This window comes from Cellulosimicrobium composti, from assembly GCF_009711085.1.
In the GTDB taxonomy this organism is placed as follows: domain Bacteria; phylum Actinomycetota; class Actinomycetes; order Actinomycetales; family Cellulomonadaceae; genus Cellulosimicrobium; species Cellulosimicrobium composti.
Genome location: NZ_WMKA01000031.1, coordinates 1 through 23,906, shown reverse-complemented (window position 1 = coordinate 23,906; position 23,906 = coordinate 1). Strand labels below are relative to the sequence as shown.

Annotated in this window: 18 protein-coding genes and 1 pseudogene; 14 read left to right on the top strand and 5 right to left on the bottom strand. The window is 74.8% G+C overall.

The genetic code is table 11. The annotated features are described in order from the left end of the window. Positions 1-5 precede the first annotated feature (5 nt). Entirely contained in the window at positions 6-4,649 is a 4,644-nt protein-coding gene (locus GJV82_RS12930; protein ID WP_155099512.1) for a RodZ family helix-turn-helix domain-containing protein, read from the bottom strand. 171 nt (positions 4,650-4,820) lie between these two features. Here GJV82_RS12930 and GJV82_RS19480 point away from each other — a divergent pair, with 171 nt between their 5' ends. Next, positions 4,821-5,345: an FBP domain-containing protein gene (locus tag GJV82_RS19480; protein WP_318657610.1), complete on the top strand. Its 525-nt coding sequence runs from the start codon at positions 4,821-4,823 to the stop codon at positions 5,343-5,345. Then, positions 5,345-5,911, top strand: a complete 567-nt coding sequence (locus GJV82_RS19475; RefSeq protein WP_034603319.1) for a TetR/AcrR family transcriptional regulator — start codon at positions 5,345-5,347, stop codon at positions 5,909-5,911. Before GJV82_RS19480 ends, GJV82_RS19475 begins: the two co-directional genes overlap by 1 nt. Positions 5,912-5,969: 58 nt before the next feature. Here GJV82_RS19475 and GJV82_RS12920 read toward each other — a convergent pair whose 3' ends face one another. Next, complete coding sequence (locus GJV82_RS12920; RefSeq protein ID WP_115941795.1) at positions 5,970-7,097, bottom strand: diacylglycerol/lipid kinase family protein; 1,128 nt, start codon at positions 7,095-7,097, stop codon at positions 5,970-5,972. Between the two features lie 72 nt (positions 7,098-7,169). On the opposite strand from GJV82_RS12920, the gene serS reads away from it, so the two are divergent. The 3 genes from serS (at position 7,170) to GJV82_RS12905 (ending at position 9,813) form a co-directional block, all read left to right on the top strand. Continuing rightward, positions 7,170-8,453: a serine--tRNA ligase gene (gene serS, locus GJV82_RS12915; protein ID WP_318657609.1), complete on the top strand. Its 1,284-nt coding sequence runs from the start codon at positions 7,170-7,172 to the stop codon at positions 8,451-8,453. Between the two features lie 35 nt (positions 8,454-8,488). Then, positions 8,489-9,274 carry an HAD family hydrolase gene (locus GJV82_RS12910; RefSeq protein WP_155099523.1) on the top strand — a complete coding sequence of 262 codons (786 nt, stop codon included), beginning with the start codon at positions 8,489-8,491 and terminating at the stop codon, positions 9,272-9,274. A gap of 113 nt (positions 9,275-9,387) precedes the next feature. Continuing rightward, positions 9,388-9,813: a GNAT family N-acetyltransferase gene (locus GJV82_RS12905; RefSeq protein ID WP_024839175.1), complete on the top strand. Its 426-nt coding sequence runs from the start codon at positions 9,388-9,390 to the stop codon at positions 9,811-9,813. A 107-nt stretch (positions 9,814-9,920) separates the two neighbouring features. On the opposite strand, the gene map is transcribed toward GJV82_RS12905, so the two are convergent. Beyond that, a complete protein-coding gene (gene map, locus GJV82_RS12900) occupies positions 9,921-10,712 on the bottom strand; it encodes a type I methionyl aminopeptidase (RefSeq protein ID WP_024839174.1) in 792 nt (263 codons plus the stop codon). Between the two features lie 201 nt (positions 10,713-10,913). On the opposite strand from map, the gene GJV82_RS12895 reads away from it, so the two are divergent. From GJV82_RS12895 to GJV82_RS12875, 5 genes are all read left to right on the top strand, one after another. After that, on the top strand, positions 10,914-11,924 hold the full coding sequence (locus tag GJV82_RS12895) for a LacI family DNA-binding transcriptional regulator (protein ID WP_318657608.1): 1,011 nt from the start codon (positions 10,914-10,916) through the stop codon (positions 11,922-11,924). Positions 11,925-12,186: 262 nt separating this feature from the next. Beyond that, a complete protein-coding gene (locus tag GJV82_RS12890; protein WP_024839172.1) occupies positions 12,187-13,587 on the top strand; it encodes an ABC transporter substrate-binding protein in 1,401 nt (466 codons plus the stop codon). A 143-nt stretch (positions 13,588-13,730) separates the two neighbouring features. After that, positions 13,731-14,720, top strand: a complete 990-nt coding sequence (locus GJV82_RS12885; RefSeq protein ID WP_024839171.1) for a carbohydrate ABC transporter permease — start codon at positions 13,731-13,733, stop codon at positions 14,718-14,720. Then, on the top strand, positions 14,717-15,685 hold the full coding sequence (locus tag GJV82_RS12880; RefSeq protein ID WP_024839170.1) for a carbohydrate ABC transporter permease: 969 nt from the start codon (positions 14,717-14,719) through the stop codon (positions 15,683-15,685). Before GJV82_RS12885 ends, GJV82_RS12880 begins: the two co-directional genes overlap by 4 nt. 124 nt (positions 15,686-15,809) lie before the next feature. After that, entirely contained in the window at positions 15,810-16,700 is an 891-nt protein-coding gene (locus GJV82_RS12875) for an EamA family transporter (RefSeq protein WP_115943496.1), read from the top strand. 27 nt (positions 16,701-16,727) lie between these two features. On the opposite strand, the gene GJV82_RS12870 is transcribed toward GJV82_RS12875, so the two are convergent. Beyond that, on the bottom strand, positions 16,728-17,366 hold the full coding sequence (locus GJV82_RS12870) for a bacterial proteasome activator family protein (RefSeq protein ID WP_024839168.1): 639 nt from the start codon (positions 17,364-17,366) through the stop codon (positions 16,728-16,730). A gap of 100 nt (positions 17,367-17,466) precedes the next feature. Next, positions 17,467-18,444: an NAD(P)H-quinone oxidoreductase gene (locus GJV82_RS12865; protein ID WP_318657607.1), complete on the bottom strand. Its 978-nt coding sequence runs from the start codon at positions 18,442-18,444 to the stop codon at positions 17,467-17,469. Positions 18,445-18,663: 219 nt separating this feature from the next. Here GJV82_RS12865 and GJV82_RS20880 point away from each other — a divergent pair. The 4 genes and pseudogenes from GJV82_RS20880 to GJV82_RS12850 form a co-directional block, all read left to right on the top strand. Then, positions 18,664-20,463: pseudogene (locus GJV82_RS20880) on the top strand (nitrate- and nitrite sensing domain-containing protein); the annotation flags it as partial. 808 nt (positions 20,464-21,271) lie between these two features. After that, positions 21,272-22,789: a hypothetical protein gene (locus tag GJV82_RS20490; protein WP_263971405.1), complete on the top strand. Its 1,518-nt coding sequence runs from the start codon at positions 21,272-21,274 to the stop codon at positions 22,787-22,789. A 36-nt stretch (positions 22,790-22,825) separates the two neighbouring features. Then, positions 22,826-23,275: a roadblock/LC7 domain-containing protein gene (locus GJV82_RS12855; RefSeq protein ID WP_024839165.1), complete on the top strand. Its 450-nt coding sequence runs from the start codon at positions 22,826-22,828 to the stop codon at positions 23,273-23,275. Positions 23,276-23,285: 10 nt separating this feature from the next. Next, positions 23,286-23,696: a DUF742 domain-containing protein gene (locus tag GJV82_RS12850; protein WP_021483501.1), complete on the top strand. Its 411-nt coding sequence runs from the start codon at positions 23,286-23,288 to the stop codon at positions 23,694-23,696. Positions 23,697-23,906: the final 210 nt, after the last annotated feature.

Sequence of the window (23,906 nt, the reverse complement as noted above, 5' to 3'; positions counted from 1 at the left end):
CTGCGTCAGGACGTGGTGCTCCCAACCCGCGCCGCGGGGCCCTCCGCGCCGGAGCGGTCGTCCGGGTCGTCGTCCGCGCTCTCGCCCGTGCCGCCGCCGTCGTCGGCCGCGTGGAGCGCGGCGACGGTGAGCAGCGGGATGGCCGGGATGAGCGCGATGAGCGCGATCCGCACGCCGAAGTCGTTGACGAGCGAGCCCGCGACGGCCACGATCCACAGCGCCAGCAGGGTCGGTCGCACGAGCGGCCACGCGGCCTCCGTGCGCGCGAACCACTGCGGCGTGAAGCGCCGGGGCCAGAAGAGCAGCAGCGCGGCCGCGACGAGCACGGCGATCGTCAGCCACACCGGCACCCCGCCCAGCACGGACCGCGCCGCGTAGCCCGCCTTGCGGAGCAGCGTCTCCCACGCCGACCCGTCGACCACCTGCCCGACGAACCGGCCCAGGTGCGAACGCTCGTCGGCCGGGCGCAGCCAGTCGAGCACGCCGACGGCGGCGACGAGCGCGACGCCCGCCGCCGCGACGAGCAGGAAGCGCCGCCACGTGACGCGCGCGCCCGAGGCGGCGAGGCCCAGCACGGCGAACGCCGGCACGACGACGAGACCGCCGCCGAGGTCGGCGCCGAGCGTCGGCCACACGTCCACGACCATCGTCACGAGACCGATGACGCCCACCGTCGCGGCGGCGGCGTACCGGTGGCCGCGCGCGACGAGCCACTGCGCGAGCGCCGCGGCGACGACGAGCGCCGCGACCGCGTACACGGAGAACGTCGGGTTCCCGAACCCGTAGAACCGGGCGCCGAACGTGGGCGCCGAACCGAGCGGGCTCGCCCGGTTGAGCGGGGTGCCGACGAGCGCGTCGAGCGTGAGCACGGCGAACGTGAGCCCTGCGACGATGCCGGGGCCGAGCCAGACCGGACGGCGTGGGGCGAGGGCGCCCAGGCCGGCGACGGCTGCCGTCGCGAGGACCGTGGACACGACGATCGCGAGCGTCTGGTTCCCGAACCGCCACCAGCCCGTGAGCGACACGAGGAAGGCGGCGGTGGGCACCGCGGCGACGACGAGCGCGGACCCGCGGGCCCAGTGCGCCGCCCGGGCCCACCGGGCACGCGCGCGGTCGCCCGTCGCGCGCGCGGCGCGCGGCGCGAGCAGGAGGCACAGCCCGGCGATCACGAGCCCCGCGTAGAGCGGCACGTCGACGAACGCGGTGTAGACGGCGCGGCGCACGTGGTCGCGCGTCGTGAGGTCGGCGAGGGCGTCGGCGGTCGACGTCGCGTCGGCCGGGCGCGGCGAGCCCCATGCCACCGGTGTGTCCTGGATCCGTGCCGGCGTCGCGGCGCCCGCGGCATCGAGCACCGTCGCCGGGACGTCGAGCACGCGCGCGACGCCGTCGGTCCGGGTGGCGGCGCTCGTCAGGTAGCGGGACTGGTCGGGGCCGTCGGACGACGGGCGCACGAGCGTCGTGCCGAGCGCGGGTCGGGTGCCGGGCGTGCCGGCGACGTCCACGACGAGCACGGTCGTGCCGCTCGGGGCCGCGTCGAGCACGGCGCCGACGGTCGCGTCGACCGCGGTGAGGCGGTCGGCGCGCAGGGTGCTGCGCAGCGTGGCGCGCTCGTCCGCCGGGAGGTCGGGGTCGACGACCGGCGGGGTCGCGTCGCCCGCGTCGACGACGGTCACGGGGCACGCGAACGCGTCGGAGCCGGGTGCCGTCGCGTCCGCGAGGTCGCGGTAGCGGGCGACCTGGCCCGTGGAGTCCGCGAGGGCGACCGCCGCGCCCGGGCCCACCGCCGTCGCGCACACCGCTCCGTCGGCGCCGGCTGCGGCGAGCGCGTCGCCGAGGACGCCGAGGCGCGCCTGGTAGCCCGAGCCGCGCTGGAGGGCGACCAGGTCGTCCCACCCCTCGACCTGCGCCCCGTCCGCGCCGTCGGGGGCGGGCTGCGGCGTCGGGCACGCCCATGCGCCGTCGGCTGCGCGCTCGGTCGCGACCTCGGCGAGCTGCCCGGCGGAGAGCGCGAGCCAGCCGCCGACGGTGCAGCGGCTCGCCGCCCCCGTGGGCTGGGAGACGCCGCCCGCGCCCGCGCCGTCGGTGAGCAAGGCGTGGAGGGTGGGGGTGGCCGACGACGTGACGTCGCCCCACGTGACGCCCGTGGTGCCGACGACGACGATCGGCCGGTCCGTCGCGATCGCGTCCGAGCGGGTCACCGAGGCCTCGCCGCCCGCCGGGGCGGCGCTGGCCGCCGGCCGGAGCCCCGACGAGGCGAGCACCGTCGAGGCGAGCAGGAGGACGAGCAGGAGCCCACCCCCCACGGTCGCGAGCATGGTCGGCATGCGCCGGATCCCCGGCTCGGGCACGGCCCGCACGGTCTGCGGGGGCGCGGGGCGCGCGAGGAAGCCGGGGACGATCATCGCGGTCGCGACGACCACGACCATGACCGCGATGATGACGCCCGAGTCGTTGAGGACGGAGCCGACGCCCGCGACGACGACGAGCGCCACGACCAGCGGGCGCAGCAGCGGCCAGGTCTCGTAGGCCCGCGCGACCTCCGGCAGGCGGAACCGCTCGGGGCGCAGCACGGCGACGGCGAGCAGCACCACGAGGACCGCCGCGACCGCGCCCAGCGGGTTCGCGAGGGTGGCCCACGCGCCGAGCGCCTTGCGGCCGATCACGTCGAGCGCGGCCCCGTCCACGACGGTCTGGACGAACCCGCCGAGGTGTGACCTCCCGCCCGGCAGCAGCCAGTCCACGACCGCGACGACCACGACCACGAGCACCGTCGCGAGCGCGACGACGAGCGCGCGCAGCCACGTGATGCGCACCCGGCCCACGAGCAGCGCGAGGACGGCGAACGCGGGGACGAGCGCGAGGATCCCGCCGAAGTCGGCGCCGAACGCGGGCCAGCCGTCGATGACGACCGTGACCGCCCCGACGGCGACGACGGTCCAGGCCGCGAGGCGGCGTCGTCCGCGGGCGGTCGCGGCCGACGCGAGGCCGCCCGCGAGGACGAGGCCGGCGACGGCGTACACGGCGAAGGTGACGTTGTTGAAGCCGTAGAAGCGCGTGAAGCCCACGACGGCCGACGTCCCGAGCAGGGACGCCTGCTGGAGCGTCGTGCCGGTCGCGCCGTCGACGGTGAGCACGAGCCACGTGACCCCGGCGAGCGCCGACGGCAGTGCCCACGGGCGTCGCGGCAGGAGGCGCGAGACGACCCACGCGACGAGAGCGACGACGACCGCGCTCACCGCGAGCGCGAGCGTGAGGGCCGGCGCGGGCGCGCTCCACACCCACCAGCGCGACAGGCTCGCGAGCGACGCCGCGACCGGCGCCGCCGCGACCACCATGAGCACGGCGGAGAGCACGCGCAGGCCGCGCGGCCCCGGGCCGGGCTCGCGCCCGCGGCGGACGGCGGCGCGACGCGCCCACAGGGCGCCGCCGAGCGCGAGGACCAGGGTGCCGACGAGGAGCCCGACGAGCACGGGGTAGAGGGTGGGGATGGTGCTGGTGAGGACGTTCAGGTACTGCCGGTTCTCGACCGTCCGGGCGACGTCCATGCGCCGCACCTCGCCCTGCTCCAGGGCGGCGCCCTCGAGCCCTTCCGTGCTGCCGCCCGCCGACTCCACGACGGTCGCCGTCAGGTCGGTGAGCTGGACGATGCCGTCCTTCTGCGTGCTGGGCGAGTGGAGCCAGCGGCTCGTCGGCTGCCCCTTGCGCCAGTCGACGACGACCTGGAGCCCCGTCTCGCCGACCGGTCCTGCCGACACGCCGGCCACCAGGACGCGCGTGCCCCGGTCGGCCTCGTCCATGACCCGGGCGAGCGCCTCGTCGAGCTCGTCGAGGCTCTCGCCGCGGCCGGTGGCCGAGTCGACGATCTCGCCCTGGTCGACGACCGTCACGTCGCACGCGTCGAGGCCGTCGTCGGGGAGCGCGGCGAGCGAGGGCGCGTACCGCTCGACGCGACCGGCGGCGTCCGCGAGCATCACGGCGGCACCCGGCCCGACGGCGGTCGTGCAGACCCCTGTCTCGGCGAGCCGGGCCGCGGCCGTCCCGGGGTCGTGCCGCGCCGCCTGCGCGGGCGTCTCCTCCGCGGCCGGTGCCGTGAGCGCGGCCCAGCCGGGGACGTCGGCGGGGCGCGCGTCGGGCGTGGTCGCCCCCGTCGGCGTGACGTCGGGCACGGGCAGGGGGAGGCAGCCGCTCGCGGGCTCCTCGGCGTCGGCGGGGAGCGGCTCCGCGGGCGGCTCGTCCGCCTGCGCCGACACCATGCGCCCCGCCGAGAGCGTGAGCCACGCGTCGGTCGTGCACGCCGTGCGCCCGAGGTTGAGGGAGGCGACGGACCCCGTGCGGATCATCGACCACAGCGTGGGCGTCGCGGTGGGGGAGACGTCGCTCCAGTACAGGCCGGCCACCGCGACCAGCACGACGGGCCGCGGGTCGTGCGCGGGATCGGCGGCGAGCGGGCCGGCGGCGACGGTGTCCTCGGTGGTCGCCGCCGCCGCCGAACCGGCCGCGGCGGTCGCCGCCGCCGGGCCGGCCGTGGCGAGGAGCGTCAGCAGCAGGGCGACGGCCGTGGCGAGCGCTGTCGTCCGCGGCCCGAGGCCCCGGCCCCGGCGGGCGGGCTGGGTGCGGGCAGGGGGGAGCGCGGCGGCCGGGAACGTCACCGGACCAGCCTACGGGGGTGCGTCACACCGCCCCCGACCGTGGCGGCAGCGTCGTCGCAGGTCCGCGCGCGACGCTCACGCTGCCTCCACGCCGGCTGCGCGCAATCTGCTGGACGCACCAACTTGGCACCGTGTACAACTTGTATCCATGTACAACTTCCAGGACCGACCGTGCGCGCGCTGACCCGCGCCGAGGCGCGGGCCGCGATCGTCAACGTCGACCCGGCGGAGGGGAAGGTCCGCCTGCCCGGCCACTTCGACGACCTGCGCTGGGAGGAGCTCGACTACCTCGGGTGGCGCGACCCGCGCGCGCCCTCGCGCGCGTTCCTCGTCGCGGACGTCGACGGGCGCGCGGTCGGGGCGCTCCTGCGCCAGAGCCCGAGCCACGCCGAGGTCGGGTCGCGCGCCGTGATGTGCGCGCTGTGCCGGTTCTCGCGGCGGTTCAACGAGGTCGCGCTCTTCGCGGCGCACCGGCCGTCGCGGGACCCGAGGAAGCGGCTCAGCAGCGTGGGCCTCCTGCTGTGCACCGACCTCGACTGCCACCGCAACGTCCGGACCGTCCGGTCGGGCGGTCCGATCGACCCCCCGCCCGGTGAGGTCGTGCGAGCTCGTCGGGAGGGCCTGCGGGCGCGTACCGTCGCGTTCCTGCACACCCTGACCGACGGCGCCCCCCCGGCGCGGACGAGGAGTCGTTGATGGCCTACCTGCCGCGCGCGGAGCGTCGGGACTCCATCGTCGCCGCAGCCGCGGCCGTCGTGCGCCGCGACGGTCTCGGGGCCGTCACCGCGCGCGTCGTCGCCGACGAGCTCGGCGGGTCCCCTGGGCAGATCCACCACCACTTCGCGTCGACGGACGAGCTCGTCGCCGAGGCGTGGCGGCGGTACGCGGACGTCGAGATCGTCCGGTTCGAGGACGCGGCCCGTGGTCGCACCGCCCGCGCCGCGCTCGAGCTCTTCTTCGAGGACCTGCTCGGGCCCGCGGGTGACGGGCAGGCGCTCGCCCGGTGGGCGGAGGCCGGGGCGCACGCGCAGCTGCGGCCCGTCGTCGCGCGGGCCTACGTGGAGACGCTCGGGCTCCTGACCGACGTCCTGGCGGACGCCCTCGGCGACCGGGGTGACGCGCGACGCCGGGAGGCGGCGGGGCGCCTGCTCATGGTCGGTGTCGGGCTCGCCGCCCTCACCCGCGTCGGCGGGGAGCAGGTCGTCCCCCCGGCGGCGGTCATGCGGTCGGCGATCGACGCGGAGACCGCCTGCGGGGACTGACCGCGTGGACCGACCGCGCGGCGCGGACCGGGTGTGCGTCGTCCCCCGTCGCAGAGCGTCAGGCCGTGCGCACCACCAGGGCACCGGGGTCGACGCGCGCCTCGATCTCGACCGCGAGGCCCAGCACGTCGCCGTCGACCTGCGCCTGCTCGCCGCCCTCGACCCGCACGCGCACGCGGCGGGCGCGCGCGTGGTCGATGCGCCCGATCTTGGCGGGGAGGTCGTTGCGCACGCCGAGGCCCTGCATGACGACCTCCCCGAAGAGCTGCGCCCAGCCCACGACCCCGCCGCGCGTGTCGATCGCCGCGATGTCCAGGATCCCGTCGTCGATGACGGCGTCGGGCAGGAGGGTGAGGCCACCGGGGAGCCGCCCGCAGTTGCCGATGAGGAGCGAGCGCAGGCGCGCGTCGACGGGCGGCGTGTCGTCGAGCTGGAGCTGCGCGCGCATGCGGCGCCCGTGCAGGTGCCGGATGCCCGCGACGAAGTAGGCGACCCAGCCCACCTTCGCCTTGAGGTCGTCGTCCGTGTCGGCGACCATCGCGGCGTCGAACCCCAGGCCCGCGATCACGAGGAAGATGTGCTCCTTGCGCACGTCCCTGGTGGACCCGGGCTCCGCCCCCTCGGCACCGTCGGGATCCTCGGCCCAGCGCAGGACCGTGGCCCAGCCCACGTCGACGGGGCGGTCCGTCCCGGCGATCACGACGGCGAGCGCGGCGCGCGCGTCGCCCACCGGGAGGTCGAGGTTGCGCGCGAGGAGGTTGCCCGTGCCCACGGGCACGAGGCCCATGGTGCGGCCGCTGCCCACCATGCCCTCGGCGACCGCACGGACCGTGCCGTCCCCGCCCACGGCGACGACGACGTCCGCGCCCTGCGCGAGCGCCGCGCGCGTCTGCCCGACGCCCGGGTCCTCCACCGTCGTCTCGAACCACAGCGGGTCTGGCAGGGCCGCGTCCGCGAACGCGGCACGGACGACCGTCTCCAGTCCCGCGACGTCGGGCTTCGACGGGTTGGCGACGAACGCGACGAGCTCGCGGGGGTCGTCCTCGACCGGGGCCTCCCCGGCGGGCGGCGCGTCGCCGTGCGCACGGCGCTGCCGGGTCTGCTGCGCGCGCAGGCCCAGCGCGACCACGAGTGCCACGACCGCGACGGCGAGCGCCGCGATCGCGAGCCAGAGCGTCCAGGACATGGCGACACCGTAGCGGGGCCGGGGCGGGAAAGGGCTGCGGCCTCGGAGCGCGCAGTTCGTTAGGCTGCTGGCGTGATCGACCTCCGCCTCCTGCGCGACAACCCCGACATCGTCCGTGCCAGCCAGGTCACCCGTGGTGACGACCCCGCGCTGGTGGACGCCGCCCTCGACGCCGACGCCCGCCACCGCGCCGCGCTGAGCGAGTTCGAGAGCCTGCGCGCCGAGCAGAAGTCCCTCGGCAAGCAGGTCGCCCAGGCGCAGGGGGAGGAGAAGCAGGAGCTGCTCGCGCGCACCAAGCAGCTCGCGGCCGACGTCAAGGCGCGCCAGGCCGACGCCGACGCCGCGGCGGAGGAGCTGCGCGCGCTGCTCTACCAGATCTCGAACGTCGTCGCGGGCGCGCCCGCGGGCGGCGAGGACGACTACGTCGTGCTGCGCGAGGAGGGCACGATCCGCGACTTCGCCGCGGAGGGCTTCACGCCGCGCGACCACCTCGACCTCGGCGAGGGCCTGCGCGCGATCGACACCGAGCGCGGCGCCAAGGTCTCGGGCGCCCGCTTCTACTACCTCACGGGCGTGGGCGCGCGCCTCGAGCTCGCGCTGCTCAACGCCGCGATGGACACGGCGGTCGCGGCCGGGTTCACGCCGGTCATCACGCCGACGCTCGTGCGGCCCGAGGTCATGCAGGGCACCGGGTTCCTCGGCGCCCACGCGGACGAGATCTACCGCCTCGAGAAGGACGACCTCTACCTCGTCGGGACGAGCGAGGTGGCGCTCGCGGGCTACCACGCGAACGAGATCGTCGACCTGTCGGCCGGGCCGCTGCGCTACGCCGGCTGGAGCGCGTGCTACCGCCGCGAGGCCGGCTCGCACGGCAAGGACGTGCGCGGCATCATCCGCGTGCACCAGTTCCACAAGGTCGAGATGTTCTCCTACTGCGACCCTGCGGACGCCGAGGCGGAGCACCAGCGCCTGCTCGGCTGGGAGGAGCAGATGCTGCGTCTCGTCGACCTGCCGTACCGCGTCATCGACACCGCCGCGGGCGACCTCGGGTCGAGCGCCGCGCGCAAGTTCGACTGCGAGGCGTGGCTGCCCACGCAGCAGCGCTACCTCGAGCTCACGTCGACGTCGAACTGCACGACGTTCCAGGCGCGCCGCCTCAACGTGCGCGAGCGCGTCGAGGTCGACGGCAAGAACGAGACGCGCACCGTCGCGACGCTCAACGGCACGCTCGGCACGACGCGCTGGATCGTCGCGATCCTCGAGAACCACCAGCAGGCCGACGGCTCGGTCCGCGTGCCGGAGGGCCTGCGTCCGTACCTCGGGGGCCTCGAGGTGCTCGAGCCGGTGGTGGCGTGACGGGTCCCCTCGTCCCGGACGACGCGCCCGGGCCGATGCTCGTCGCGCTCGACATCGACGGCACCCTCATGTCGTACGACCAGGAGCTGTCGGAGGACGTGCGCGACGCCGTCGCCGGCCTGCGCGCGGCGGGTCACCACGTGGTGCTCGCGTCCGGGCGCTCGCTCATCGCGATCACGCCCGTCGCGGAGATCCTGGGGATCGACCGCGGCTGGGTCGTCGCGTCGAACGGCGCGGTGACCGCGCGGCTCGACCCGGAGGAGCCGGACGGGTACGCGCTCGAGGACGTCGTGACGTTCGACCCGGGCCCGGCCCTGCGGCTCCTGCGCGAGCACCTGCCCGACGCGCGGTACGCCGTCGAGGACGTGGGCGTCGGGTTCCGCATGAACGAGCTCTTCCCCGACGGCGAGCTCGACGGCGTGCACCGCGTCGTCGAGTTCGACGAGCTGTGGTCGGGCGAGGTCACGCGCGTGATCGTCCGCTCACCGGGTTCGACGAGCGAGGAGTTCCACGAGCTCGTCGAGCACCTCGGCCTCGACGACGTCACGTACGCCGTCGGCTGGACCGCGTGGATGGACCTCGCGCCGCTCGGCGTGACCAAGGCGACGGGCCTGGAGCTCGTCCGGCGAGCGCTGCACGTCCAGCCCCACCGGACCGTCGCCGTCGGGGACGGCCACAACGACGTCGAGATGCTGCAGTGGGCGGCCCGCGGCGTGGCGATGGGCCACGCCGACGCCGCCGTGCAGGAGGCCGCCGACGAGGTCACCGGCACGATCGACGACGACGGCGCGGCCGACGTCCTGCGCAGCCTCCTGCCCTGACCGCGAGGCAGCGCCGTGGTCGCCGAGGTAGAAGCCAGGTACCGCGAGGTAGAGCCTCGGTACCGAGAGGTAGAGGCGTGGTCGTGACCGGGCCTCGACGTCGACTCGATGGCGTGGCCGTCCGGGCTGCGCTGCCCGACGACGCGGACGGGGTCTGGCGGCTCGTCGTCGCCTTCGCGACGTCGTTCGTCCCCGAGCGTGCGTCTTTCGACGCGTCGTTCGTGTCGCTCCTCGCGGACGACGACGCGCTGGTGCTCGTCGCCGAGGTGGGGGACGACGTCGTCGGCTACCTCGTGGCGCACCGACACGCGACGCTCTTCGCCAACGCTCCTGTCGGGTGGGTCGAGGAGGTCATGGTCGACGACGCCGCGCGCCGCCGCGGGACCGGGCGCCTGCTCATGGAAGCGGCCGAGGAGTGGGCCGCCGCGGCGGGGGCGGCGTACGTCGCTCTCGCGACCCGGCGCGCCGCGCCGTTCTACGCGGCTCTGGGCTACGACGAGTCGGCGGCGTTCTTCCGGAAGGTTCTTCCGCCGAGGTAGAGGCGTGGTCATGACCACGCCACTACCTCGCGGTACCCGGGCGCTACCTCGGCGGACCGGGGCCCTACCTCGCGGTGCCGGGGACTCCCTCGCCGGGGGGGAGGGGGTCAGTCGCGGGGCTCGCGTGCCGTGAGGACGACCGGGCCGTCCTCGGTGATCGCGACGGTGTGCTCGCTGTGCGCGCCGCGCGAGCCGTCGGCGGAGCGCAGCGTCCAGCCGTCCGGGTCGGTGAAGATCTCGTCCGTCGTCTCGAGGAACCACGGCTCGATCGCGATGACGAGGCCCGGCTTGAGAGGGAACCCGCGCTTGCGGCGGCCGTCGTTGGGCACGTGCGGCTCGCCGTGCATCGTGCGCCCGACGCCGTGCCCGCCGAAGTCCGTGTTCACCGAGTAGCCCGCGGCGTGCGCGACGTCGGCGATCGCGGCGGAGATGTCGCCCACCTTCTTGCCGGGCTGCGCCGCGGCGATGCCGGCCTCGAGTGCTCGCTCCGTCGTCTCGATGAGCTTCGCGTCCGCCTCGCCGAGCGCACCGGCGCGCGGCGTCCCGACGACGAACGACAGCGCCGAGTCGGAGACCCAGCCGTCGACGGACGCCGCGAAGTCGATGCTCAGCAGGTCGCCGTCCCGCAGCGCGTAGTCGTGGGGGAGGCCGTGCAGGACGGCGTCGTTGACCGACGTGCAGATGACCTTGCCGAACGGGCTCGCGCCGAACGACGGGTGGTAGTCGATGTAGCAGGACTCCGCGCCGCGCTCGCGGATCATCGCGTGCGCGATCTCGTCGAGCTCGAGCAGGTTCGTGCCGACCTTCGCCGCGGCACGCACGGTCGTGAGGACGTCGGCGACGAACCGTCCTGCGGGCCGCATCTGCTCGATCTCCCGCGGGGTCCTCAGCTCGATCATCGTGGTCCTTCCGGCTCGTGGTGGTGTCGCCCGGCGGCACGGGTCGTGCGGCGCGCAGGCTCGACCACGATATCCGCCCGGCCCGCCGCCGGGGCGCGGGGCGCCGTCGGCCCCCGGAGGGGGCAAGCGCTTGCATCGATCTGCTCACGATGTGGCACGGTGCCTCGCCACGCACCGGTCGGCGTGGCAGCATCACCCGTCGTGGCAGGTATCGACGACGTCGCCCAGGCCGCCGGGGTGTCCACGGCGACCGTGTCGCGCGCCCTGCGCGGCCTGCCGAACGTCTCCGAGCCGACGCGCCTCCGGGTGCTCGCGGAGGCGGCCCGGCTCGGCTACGTCCCCACGCCGTCGGCGTCGTCGCTGGCCACGGGCCGCACGCGCACGATCGGCCTCCTGACGCCGTGGGTCAACCGGTGGTTCTTCGCCAACGTCATCGAGGGCGCGGAGCGCGCCCTGCGCGACCTCGGCTACGACGTGCTGCTCTACACGTTCGACGTGCGGCGCACGGCGGCGCGGCGCCGCGTGGACCCGAGCGTGCTGCGGCACCGCGTGGACGGCACGCTCGTCGTGGGCCTCCCGCTCGACGACGACGAGGTGCGCTCGCTCGTCGGGCTCGGCCGCCCGCTCGCGTTCGTCGGCTCCGGCCCGGCCGACCAGGTGACGGTCCGGCTCGACGACGTCGCGACGGGCCGGGCGGCGACGCAGCACCTGCTCGACCTCGGGCACCGGGTGATCGGCCACGTGACGGGCGTGCCCGACCTCGTCTCGTCGTGGTCGCCGCCCGTCGAGCGGTCGCAGGGGTACGCCGAGGCGCTCGAGGGCGCGGGCCTGGCGCGGGACCCGGGGCTCGAGGTGAACGGCGACTTCGACGTCGCGGGCGGGCGGGAGTCCACCACGGACCTCCTGCGGCGGCGCCCGGACGTGACGGCGGTCTTCGCCGCCTCGGACGAGATGGCGATGGGGGCGATCCTCGCCGCGCGCGACCGGGGCCTGCGCGTGCCCGAGGACCTCTCCGTCGTCGGGGTCGACGGGCACGACCTCGGCGAGCTCGTGGGCCTGACGACGATCGCCCAGGACGCCTACCAGCAGGGCTTCGACGCCGCGCTGCTGCTCCTCGACATGATCAACGGAGCCCCGGTGCCGGAGAGCCTCACGTACCCGACGGAGCTCGTGCGCCGTCGCTCGACCGCGCCGCCGCGGCCTGTCGCGTAGGGAGCCGTCCGTCCGCTCGACGCGCGCTCGGACCCGCCCCGTGGGAGCGTGACCAGGGGATCGGCCCCGAGAGAGCGCGCACCCGCCCCGCGTGACGGAATCGTTACGCAAACGCGCCCTGCTGTGCTTGCGGCAGCGCGATGCAATCGCTTGCATGGGGGGTGGGGCGAGAGCGCACCCGCGCTCGCGACGTCGCGATGCGCCCGGTCCGTACCTGACCGGGGCGGCCGACGTCCGGACCTACGACGAGGTGGAGGCTGAGATGACCAGGACCACGAGGACCAGCGCGGCACGTCGCCGCACGCTGGCGGTCGCCGCCGGCGGGGCGAGCCTCGCGCTCGTGCTCGCGGCGTGCAGCGGTGGCGGCGGCGGGGACGGCGACGGCGGTGACGGCGGCGGCGACGCCGCGACCCCGGAGATCGACTGCTCCGCCTACGAGGAGTTCGGCGACCTCGAGGGCACGGAGGTCTCCGTCTACACGTCGATCGTCGAGCCCGAGCAGGCGACGCAGGAGGCGTCGTACGACCCGTTCGAGGAGTGCACGGGCGTCACGATCAACTACGAGGGCTCGCGCGAGTTCGAGGCGCAGCTGCTCGTCCGCATCCAGGCGGGCAACGCCCCCGACATCGCGTACCTGCCGCAGCCCGGCCTGCTCAACACGATCGTCAACGACTTCCCGGACCAGATCGTCCCCGCGCCGCAGCAGACCGTCGCGAACGTCGACGAGTTCTTCAGCGAGTCGTGGAAGGAGTACGGCACCGTCGACGGCACGTTCTACGCCGCGCCGCTCGGGTCGAACGTCAAGTCGTACGTCTGGTACTCGCCGTCGATGTTCGAGGACGCCGGCTACGAGGTCCCGACGACGTGGACCGAGATGATGGACCTCTCCGCGCAGATCGTCGAGGACGGCGGCATGCCCTGGTGCGCCGGCGTCGAGTCCGGTGACGCGACCGGCTGGCCCGCGACCGACTGGATCGAGGACGTCGTCCTGCGCACCGCGGGTCCCGAGGTGTACGACCAGTGGTACACGCACGAGATCCCGTTCAACGACCCGCAGATCGTCGAGGCGTTCGACACGGCCGGCGAGATCCTCAAGAACCCCGACTTCGTCAACGCGGGCCTCGGCGGCGTCGACTCGATCGCGACCACCGCGTGGACCGACGCGGGCTACCCGATCCTCGACGGCACGTGCTGGCTGCACCGCGCCGCGAACTTCTACCAGACGCAGTGGCCCGAGGGCACCGAGGTTGCCGAGGACGGCGACGTCTACGCCTTCTACCTGCCGACCGACCAGACCGACATCAAGCCGGTCCTCGGCGGCGGCGAGTTCGTCGCGGCCTTCAACGACCGTCCCGAGGTGCAGGCCTTCCAGACCTACCTCTCGAGCGCGGACTGGGCCAACACGAAGGCGCTCACCACGCCCCAGGGCGGCTGGGTCAGCGCCAACAACGGTCTCGACCCGGAGAACCTCGCGACGTCGTTCGACCAGCTCTCCGCGGAGATCCTGGCCGACCCCGACGCCGTGATCCGCTTCGACGCGTCCGACCTGATGCCGGGCGAGGTCGGTGCGGGGACCTTCTGGACCGGGATGGTGAACTGGTTCACCGGCTCCGACACGCAGGAGGTCGTCGACACGATCGAGGCGTCCTGGCCGTCGTCCTGACCCGGACGGACGGGCGCGAGCCCGTCTGACGCACGCACGACCGGACGGGGGGTCCGCCCACTGTGGCGGACCCCCCGCTCCCGGGTCCAGGATGTAGACCACGTTCGCCCCCGACGCCGTGGGCGACCAGACCGGAGGCCACCATGGACTGGTTGACCGACCCGAGCTCTCCCGTGGAGAAGTTCGGGCTGATGTTCCTCGCGATCCTGCTCTTCGTCGTCGTCATGGGCGCGATCCTGCTCGCGGTGGACCGCCCCAAGCGCATCCCGCGCTGGGTCGTCGTCCTCGGGTTCGTGGGCCCCGCGGTCCTCGGGCTCGCGTGGGGCCTCGTGCGCCCCGCGATCATCACGATCTGGAACTCCCTGTTCGACCGCCGCGGCAACGAGTTCGTCGGGCTCGACAACTACGTCACCGCGTTCACCACGGACCAGTTCCAGCTCGTCCTGCGCAACACGGCGATCTGGGTCGTCGTGGTGCCGATCCTCTCGACGTTCATCGGGATCGTCTACGCGGTGCTCGTCGACCGCTCGCGCTTCGAGAAGTTCGCGAAGGCGCTGGTCTTCCTGCCGATGGCCATCTCGATGGTCGGCGCGTCGATCATCTGGGGCTTCGTCTACGAGTTCCGCCCCGACCAGCCGGGCGTCAACCAGATCGGCCTGCTCAACCAGGTGCTCGTGTGGCTCGGGCTCCCGCCGCAGCAGTTCCTCATCGGCCAGCCCTGGAACACGTTCTTCCTCATCGTCGTCATGATCTGGATCCAGACCGGGTTCGCGATGACGATCCTCTCGGCCGCGATCAAGGCGATCCCCGACGACATCGTCGAGGCCGCGCGGCTCGACGGGCTCAAGGGCTTCGGCATGTTCCGCTACATCACGATCCCGAGCGTGCGCCCGGCCCTCGTCGTCGTCCTGACGACGATCGCGATGGCGACGCTCAAGATCTTCGACATCGTGCGGACCATGACGGGCGGCCAGTTCGGCACCCAGGTCGTGGCGAACGAGTTCTACACGCAGGCGTTCCGGCAGAACAACCAGGGCCTGAGCTCCGCGCTCGCGGTGATCCTGTTCGTGCTCGTCATCCCGATCATCGTCTACAACGTCCGGCAGATGCGCCTCGCGGAGGAGATCCGATGACCAGCACGCCGATCCCCCCGGTCGTCCCGGACACCGACCTCACCACCGAGGCGGAGCTCGAGGGCCCCCGAGGCCCCCGCAAGCTCACCCGGCTCGAGAAGCGCGCGATCGCCGCCAAGGGCAAGCTCAGCTCCCCGTGGGCGTCGTTCCTCGCGATCCTCATCGCCCTCCTGTGGACCATCCCCTCGGTCGGTCTGCTGGTCACGTCGTTCCGCCCCGAGCTCGACATCCGCCGCAGCGGCTGGTGGACGGTCATCCCGGGCATCTTCACGGGCGAGGCCGAGTTCACGCTCGACAACTACGACCAGGCGCTGTACGGGAGCGGCAGCAACCTCTCCACGTACTTCGTCAACTCGTTCGTCATCACGCTGCCCGCGGTGGTCATCCCGATCACGCTCGCGCTGCTCGCGGCGTACGCGTTCGCGTGGATCGAGTTCAAGGGCCGCGAGATCCTCTTCGTCGCGATCTTCGCGCTGCAGGTCGTGCCGCTCCAGGTCGCGCTCGTCCCGCTCCTGCGCGACTACGTCACCGTCGGCCTCAACGGCACGTTCTGGACGGTCTGGCTGTCGCACTCGATCTTCGCGCTGCCGCTCGCGATCTTCCTGCTCCACAACTTCATGAAGGACATCCCGCGGTCGCTGGTCGAGGCCGCCCGGGTCGACGGCGCGGGGCACGTGAAGATCTTCTTCCAGGTGCTCCTGCCGCTGCTCGTGCCCGCGATCGCGTCGTTCGCGATCTTCCAGTTCCTCTGGGTGTGGAACGACCTGCTCGTGGGCCTGACGTTCGCCAACACGTCGTCCTACCCGCTCACCGTGCGCGTGGCCGAGATGGCGGGCTCCCGCGGCGGCGACTGGCACATCCTCACCGCCGGCGCGTTCATCTCGATCATCGTGCCGCTCATCGTGTTCGTCGCGCTCCAGCGGTACTTCGTGCGCGGTCTCCTGGCCGGCTCCGTCAAGGGCTGACCCGGCGCACCGCTTGACGCGGCCCGTCCCCTTCCGGGGGCGGGCCGTCGTCGTGCGCGGACGTCGACCCGCGCGTGCCTAGAGTTCGTAGGTGTCCCGTCGCCCCGTCGCCGCTCTCGAGCGGGTGCCCGTCCCGGTCCTCTTCGTCGTCTCGGGGCTGACGCAGTACCTCGGCGCGGCGATCGCCGTGGGGCTGTTCGCCGTCGCGGGCGCGATCGAGGTCGGGTGGCTGCGGATCGCGGCGTCTGCGGTGCTCCTGCTCGCGTGGCGCCGTCCGTGGCGCCGACGGTGGACGCGCCGTGAGCTCGTGGGGGTCGCGGTCTTCGGGGTCGCGCTCGCCGCGATGAACCTCGCGTTCTACGTCGCGATCGACCACCTGCCGCTCGGGACGGCCGTCGCGATCGAGTTCCTCGGCCCCGTCGCCGTCGCGGCGGTCACGGGCAGCGGGTGGCGCGAGCGCGGCGCGATCGCGGTCGCGTGCGCCGGGGTCGTGCTCCTCGCGGGCGTGACGATCGAGTCCGACCTCCCGCGCGAGGACGCCGTGCACGGCCTCGCCGCGATCACGGTGGCCGCGGCCTGCTGGGCGGCCTACATCCTCCTCGGGCGGCGCGTCGCGGTCGCCGGCTCGGGCGTCACGTCGCTCGCGGTCGCGATGACCGTGGGCGCGCTCGTCTTCGCCCCGGTCCTCGCGCCGGACGCGCTGCCCGTGCTCGGCGACTGGCGCCACGTGGCCGCCGTCGCGGGGATCGCGCTGTTCTCGTCCGTCGTGCCGTACGCGCTCGAGCAGGTCGTCCTGCGTCGCGTCAGCGCCGCGACGTTCTCGGTGCTCCTCGCGCTCCTGCCCGCGTCGGCGGCCGTCGTGGGCGCCGTCGTGCTGCGCCAGGTGCCGACGCTCCCCGAGGTGGCGGGCCTCCTGCTCGTCTCGGGCGCGATCGCCATGACGGCAGCGCCCCGGGACCGGCGGCAGGGCGGGGCGCCGCCGGGCGACGCCCCGCCCGACCCGCCGCTCCCCTGAGGCGCGGGACCGGGCCGCCGCCCGTTCTCAGAGGTACTGGCCGGGCGACGGCCGTCCGTCGTGCTCGTCGGGGCGCCCGCCCTGCTGGCCCGGTATCCCGCCGGGACCGCCGGGCGCCATGCCGGGCAGCGACCCGGGCGGGAGCGCGCGGCGCATCTGGGAGAGCTGGGCCTGCGCGGCCATCTGCTGCGCGACGAGCGCGGTCTGGATCCCGTGGAACAGCCCCTCGAGCCATCCCACGAGCTGGGCCTGCGCGACGCGCAGCTCGGCGTCCGTGGGGACCGCGTCGTCCGAGAACGGCAGGGTGATGCGGTGCAGCTCGTCGACCAGGTCGGGCGAGAGCCCCTCCTCGAGCTCGGTGAGCGACCGCTCGTGGATCTCGGCGAGGCGCGAGCGGGCCGCCTCGTCGAGCGGCGCGTCGCGCACCTCGTCGAGGAGCTTCTTGATCATGCCGCCGATGCGCATGACCTTGGCGGGCTCCTCGATCACCGTCGTCGGGCCGTCGTCGTCCTGCGAGGGGGCACCCTCGACGCCGACCCCGGTCCCGTCCGGCATGACGACGGTGGCGCGGCCGGGGTCGTCGCGCTCGGGCGCGTCGTCCGGGGCCGACCGGGGGTCGGGCGGGGTGGGCTCGTCGGGGCGGGGGTCGCGCGGTTCGTCAGCCATGGGTCCAGTCTGGCGCGCGCCGCCGACGCGCGCACCGACGCGGGCCGTGGGCGACGTGGCCGCGGCGAGGTGCCTGCGCGCCGCCCGGACCGCGCGAGCGTCAGGGGACGAGCAGCACCTTGCCGAAGACCTCGCCCGAGTCGAGCAGCTCGTGGGCCCGCGCCGCCTCGTCGAGGGGGAGTCGCGCGTGCACGACCGGGCGCACGCGCCCGTCCTCGACCATCGGCCAGACGTGCGTGAGGACGTCGTGCACGATCCGCGCCTTCTCGGCGGGCGGCCGGGAGCGCAGCGTCGTGCCGGCGACGGTCGCGCGGCGGGCCAGGAGCAGGCCGAGGTCGAGCTCCGCCCGTCGACCCTTCTGCATCCCGATGACCACGAGCCGGCCGCCCGTCGCGAGCACGTCGAGGTTCCGCGGGAGGTACGCGGCGCCGACGACGTCGAGCACCACGTCCGCCCCGTGCCCGCCCGACGCCTCGCGCACGGCCGCGACGAAGTCCTCCTCGCGGTGGTCGACGGCGACGCTCGCCCCGAGCGCGACGCACCGGTCGGCGCGGGCGCGCCCGCCCGCGGTCACGGCGACGCGGGCGCCGAGCGCCGCGCCGAGCTGCACCGCGACGGTCCCGACCCCGCCGGACCCGCCGTGCACGAGCAGCCACTCGCCCGACGTGAGGCGGCCGACGTCCACGAGGTTGCTCCACGCGGTGCACACCGCCTCGGGGAGCGCCGCCGCGTCGACGAGGTCGACGCCGTCGGGCACGGGGAGCACCTGGGTCGCGCGGACGCGCACCTGCTCCGCGTACCCGCCGCCGTCGAGCAGCGCGACGACGCGGTCGCCCGTCGACCACCCCGTCACGGCGTCGCCGACGGCCGCGATCGTCCCCGACACCTCGAGGCCCGGCCACTCGGGCGCGCCGGGCGGCGGCGGGTACGAACCGGCGCGTTGTAGCAGGTCAGCGCGGTTCACGCCAGCGGAAGCGACGTGGACCACGACCTCGTCCGTCCCGGGGGTCTGGTCAGGGAGCGTGGAAACCGTTAGTTTCTCAGGGCCACCGGGGCCCGATATCGTGACGCCTCGCACATCGCCGAGACTACGCGGGCGGCCCGGGGGCGCCGGTTCGCCGACGGGGGCGCCGTGGGGAACGGCACGCGTGGCCGTGCTGCTCACGGATTAGGTGTCCGGGAGATGTGCACCGATAGTTAGTACGCACGACCGGGGACCGGAGCCCGGGAGGCGCCGCTGCCGCGCGCCGACCGCGCTGCCGAACCGGGTGGACCAGGGTGATGGAGGCAGGTTCGTATGCTCCGCAGGTTGAGCGTTCGCGGGAAGATCCTTGCGGCCCTCGCGGTGCCTGTCCTCGTCCTCTTCGCGGCCGCCGCGATCATCTCCGCGCAGGCCATCTCGACGGCGCGCGACGCGAGCCAGACGAGCGCGCTCGTCGCGGCGCTCGCCGCGCAGGACGTCGCGGGGACCGAGATCGCGGCCGAGCGCACGTACGCCTTCCTCGACGCGCGGGGCGCGACCGAGGACGCCGAGGCGCAGATGATGGCGCAGCGCGAGAAGACCGACAAGGCGCTCGACGTGCGCGACCGCGCGTACGAGCGGCTCGACACGTCGGCGCTCGACCCCCGCGTGCGCGAGGCCCTGGCCGACACGATCGCCGACCGCTCGGACCTGCAGTCGGTCCGCCAGGCCATCGACCGCTCCGGCCTCGGCCAGCTGCAGCGCAACTCGCTGTACGGGAACCTCATCGACGACGCGCTCGAGGTGCCTCGCACGCTGGCCGACACGACGCCCGACCGCGGCCTCGCGCAGTACCTCGACACGTACGTGCTCCTCGACGAGCTGCTCGCCCAGCAGGCGCTCGAGCAGCCGGTGGCCGGCGCGGTGCTCCAGGCCGCGCAGGTGGGCCAGGAGAGCACCGCGACCAACCAGCAGGCCGCCGTCCTCGTGACGACCGGTGACGAGCTCGCCAAGCGCACGCAGACCGCGGTGCGCCAGCTCCCCGGCGAGCTCCGCCTCGAGACCCCGACGGCGACGTACAACCAGATCCGCCAGAACCTCATGGGCTCGCGCCCCGGCGCGACCCCCGCGAGCCAGGCGGCCGAGTGGCCGGCGCTCTCGCAGGCCGACCGCGACCAGACGGCCCCGGTGCGTGACGCGGTCCGCGTCGAGACCGAGAAGAAGGCGTCCGACCTCGCCGCCGCCGCGACGACCCGCGCGGTCGTGACGATCCTCGTGACCCTCGCCGCCGTCATCCTCTCCGTCCTCGTCGCGGGCCTCATCGCCCGCGCGATCGTCAACCCGCTGCGCCGCCTCACCGACGCGGCCGAGGACGTCCGCGACCAGCTCCCGAAGCTCGTCGAGCAGGTCGCCGTCCCGGGTCAGGGACCGGGCATCGACCTGGCGCCGATCGCCGTGGAGTCCACGGACGAGGTCGGCCAGCTCGCGACCGCGTTCAACGACGTGAACGAGACGACGATCCGCGTCGCCCGCGAGCAGGCCGCGCTGCGTGGCTCGATCGCCGAGATGTTCGTCAACGTCGCCCGCCGCGACCAGGTGCTCCTCAACCGCCAGCTCGCGTTCCTCGACGACCTCGAGCGCTCCGAGGAGGACGCGGGCACGCTGTCCAACCTCTTCCGCCTCGACCACCTCGCGACGCGAATGCGCCGCAACGCCGAGTCGCTCCTCGTCCTCGCGGGCATCGACTCCGGCCGTCGCGTGCGCCAGCCCATGCCGGCCTCCGACGTCATCCGTACGGCGTCGTCGGAGATCGAGCTGTACGACCGCGTGCGCCTCAACCTCGTGGTCGACCCGCTCATGCTCGGGCACAACGCGCTCAACGCCGCGCACCTGCTCGCCGAGCTCCTCGAGAACGCGACGATGTTCTCGGAGCCGCACACGCCTGTCGAGGTCACGACCGGGCGGGACGAGAACTTCGTCTACGTCACGGTCCGCGACCACGGCCTCGGGATGACGCCCGAGGAGATCGCGGACGCGAACCGGAAGGTCGCGACGCACGCGGCGTCGGACGTCGTCGGCGCGCAGCGCCTGGGTCTCTTCGTCGTCGGCCGCCTCGCGGACCGCCTCGGCGCGAAGGTCCGCTTCAGCGCCGGCGGCGACGAGCAGGGCACCGAGGTCGTCGTGTCGTTCCCGGCCGTCCTCTTCGTCCCGGACTCGAGCGTCCCGCTCCCGCAGCCGACCGACCCGCTCGAGACGAGCACGCAGGCCGCCGCGCAGCAGCTCGCGGGCCCGGCGGCCGCGCCTGCGCTCCCCGCGCCCGAGGCACCGGCCCCGTTCGCGGCGCCCGCGGCGCCCGCGGCGACGGCCTCCTTCCCCGCGGTCGAGCCCCAGGCTCCCGCGGCCGTGCCGGTCGACATCGACGCGCTGACCGACGGCACGACGCAGACGGGCATGCCCCGCCGTCGCTCGCGCACGGTCGACCCGGCCGCCGCGGCGCCGAGCGCGTCGTTCGCGTCCGGCCCGCAGACCGGCGCGATCGTCCTGCCGCCGCTCGCGACCCCCGCGCTGCCGGACCAGCTCCCCGCGGCCGACGAGGCGTGGACCCCGCCCGCCGAGGTCGCCGACGCCGGCTCGGCGCTCCCGAGCCGTGCGCGCCCGGCCGCCACGCCGGTCGAGCCGGTCTCCGCCGAGATCCCGGTGCTCGACGTGAGCACGCGCAGCGCGCTGTTCTCGAGCTTCCGCCCGATGGGCGACCGCCCGGCGGAGAACCCGGTCGAGCTGCCGGCCGCCCCGGACGTGACCGCCACGGACATCCCTCTCGTGACCGAGGTCCCGACCGGCTCCGCGCCGGTCCCGCAGGACGCGTGGAGCCCGCAGCCCGCCCCGGCAGAGGAGCCGGTCGCGCAGGCCTGGCCGGCGCCGGAGNGCCACGGACATCCCTCTCGTGACCGAGGTCCCGACCGGCTCCGCGCCGGTCCCGCAGGACGCGTGGAGCCCGCAGCCCGCCCCGGCAGAGGAGCCGGTCGCGCAGGCCTGGCCGGCGCCGGAGGCGCAGGCCTGGGCCCCGGAGCAGGCGTGGGCTCCCGAGCAGCCTGCCGTCGCGGCCGAGCAGCCCCCCGCGGCGCCCGAGCAGCCGGCCGAGCAGTCCTGGGCGCCCGCGCAGGCCGCGGACACCTGGGCGCCGTCGTCCGTGGGCGACGAGTCCCTGGACGCGACGCGCGTCGTGCCGCCGGTCCCGGCCGAGCCCGCGGAGGAGGCGACCGTCGCGCGCGTCCCGCTCGCCGAGCGTGCGCCCGCCGTGTCCGCCCCGGCCGCTCCGGAGGCCCGGCCCGCGGAGGATGTCCCGGTCGTCGAGAGCGCGAACGCCGCGGCTCCGGCCGAGGACATCCCGGCAGAGCTGACGTTCGAGGCGCTGCCGCGCTTCGAGGAGCTCATGGCGGACCTCCCGACGCGTCGGTCGCTGCGCGAGAGCCAGGCGCGCAAGCGCGGGCTCTTCGGCCGCCGTCCGCGGACGACGGCGACGCCCCAGGCGCGTCCCGCCGGCACGTCCGCGTCCGCGGCCCCCGCTGCGACGGCGCCCGCACCCGCAGGACCGTCGGCACCCGCACCGTCGGCACCCGCACCGGCGGCCCCCGCTGCGGCGGCGACGCCCACGGCGGCCCCGGTCGCGCCGTCGATCCCCGTCGCACCGCAGGAGCCCGCGGCCCCCGCACGCACCTCGGCGTTCGCGCCGCGCGCCGACCAGCCCGCGCCCGCGGCGTCGTTCGCCCCGCCGACGACGCCGGCCGAGGAGCAGGTCCCCGCGTCGCACGAGGCCGCGTACGCCCCGCTCGAGACCGCCTACTCCGCGACCGAGGCGCCCGCCGCGCCGCAGCCGTCGTACGAGCCGTCCTACGCGGCGCCGGAGCAGGCCTACGCTCCCGACGTCGCGCCGTCGGAGGCCGGGCGCGAGCCCGCCCCTGCGCGCGACTCCTGGGCGCCGGAGCCGGCCGACGCCACGGAGCCGGCCGGCTACGGTCCGCCGAGCCCGCTGGTGCGCCGGCCGGTGTCGGAGACGCTCGAGCCTCTGGAGCCCGGGTACATCAGCGACTCGGTCGAGGCGCGGTCGGACTGGATGGCGTCCGCGGTGCTGTACGAGGAGATGTCCACCCTGCTGCAGGGCAGCACCGACTTCCAGGAAGCGACCTTGGCGGACTCGAACGACGGCATCTACCAGCCCCTCAAGGTCGACGCGACGACGGCGTCGGGCCTCGCCCGGCGCTCGCGCGGCGAGGAGCGCGAGGGCTACGTGGACCGCTTCACGGCGCGGATCGACCGCGACCCGGAGCAGCTGCGGGCCCGTCTGTCGGCGTTCCAGTCGGCGACGGCACGCGGCCGCGTCGAGGGGCAGGACGAGACGAGTTCGACGTGGGACCCCCAGGCCGTGGATTATGTCCCTGATTCAGCGCCCCAGGCGCGGTAACCCACTGCCGTCTGCGGCAACTGACGAGGAGGAAGAGTGAACGCGCTCAGCACCGAGGCAACGAACTTCGGGTGGCTGCTCGACAACTTCGTGCGTACCGTCCCGGGCAGCCGGCACACGCTCGTGGTGTCGGCGGACGGCCTGCTCATGGCGATGTCCGACCAGCTGGACCGCACGAGCGGTGACCAGCTGGCGGCGATCGTCTCGGGCATGTCGAGCCTCACCCGCGGTGCGGCCCGCCAGCTCAACGGGGGGAACGTCCGCCAGGCCATCATCGAGATGGACAACGGCTTCCTGTTCCTCATGAACGTGTCGAACGGGTCGGTGCTGGGCGTCGTCGCCGAGGCCAACTGCGACATCGGCCTCATCGGCTACGAGATGGCGCTCCTGGTCTCGCGCACCGAGGCGACCCTGACGCCGCAGCTCATCTCGGAGATGCGGGGTAGCCTTCCCGTCGACGGCGCGACGCGAGCCCCGGTGGGATGAGGACTGATCGATGACGAACGTACCTTTCGGCAGCATGGGCGCCCACGACGGGTACGAGGCGGCGACGGTCCGCCCGTACGCGGTCACCGGCGGTCGCGTCCGGTCCGCCACGTCCGACCTCCCGCTCGAGGCGCTCGTCGAGGTCATGCCGGGCGCAGTGAACAGCTTCGGGCTCCCGCCCGAGAAGCGCTCGATCCTCCAGCACGCCGCGCACACGTACGTCTCGATCGCCGAGCTCTCCGCGCTCCTGCGCCTGCCGCTCGGCGTGACGAAGGTGCTCGTCGCGGACCTGCAGGAGGACAACTACATCACCGTCCACACGTCGACCCCGCTCAACGTCCACACGGGTCACGGCAGCAACCACTCGGGCCTGTCCCTGAGCGTCTTGGAGAGTGTTCTCAATGGCATTTCCACCCTCTGACGGCTCGGGCAGCGCGCCGCAGGCCGGGCAGCCGTCGGGGGTGGTCGGGGGCGCGCCCGGTGGCCAGCCGGCCGTCCGGCAGACCGCCTGGGCACCGGTGAGCCCCCCGGCCGGGGTGCCCACGCAGGCGCCCGCGGCGGCCACGCCCGCGCAGCGACCGTCCCCGGCGACGCCGGCTCAGCCGTCGGCCCCGGCTGCCCCGGCGCAGCC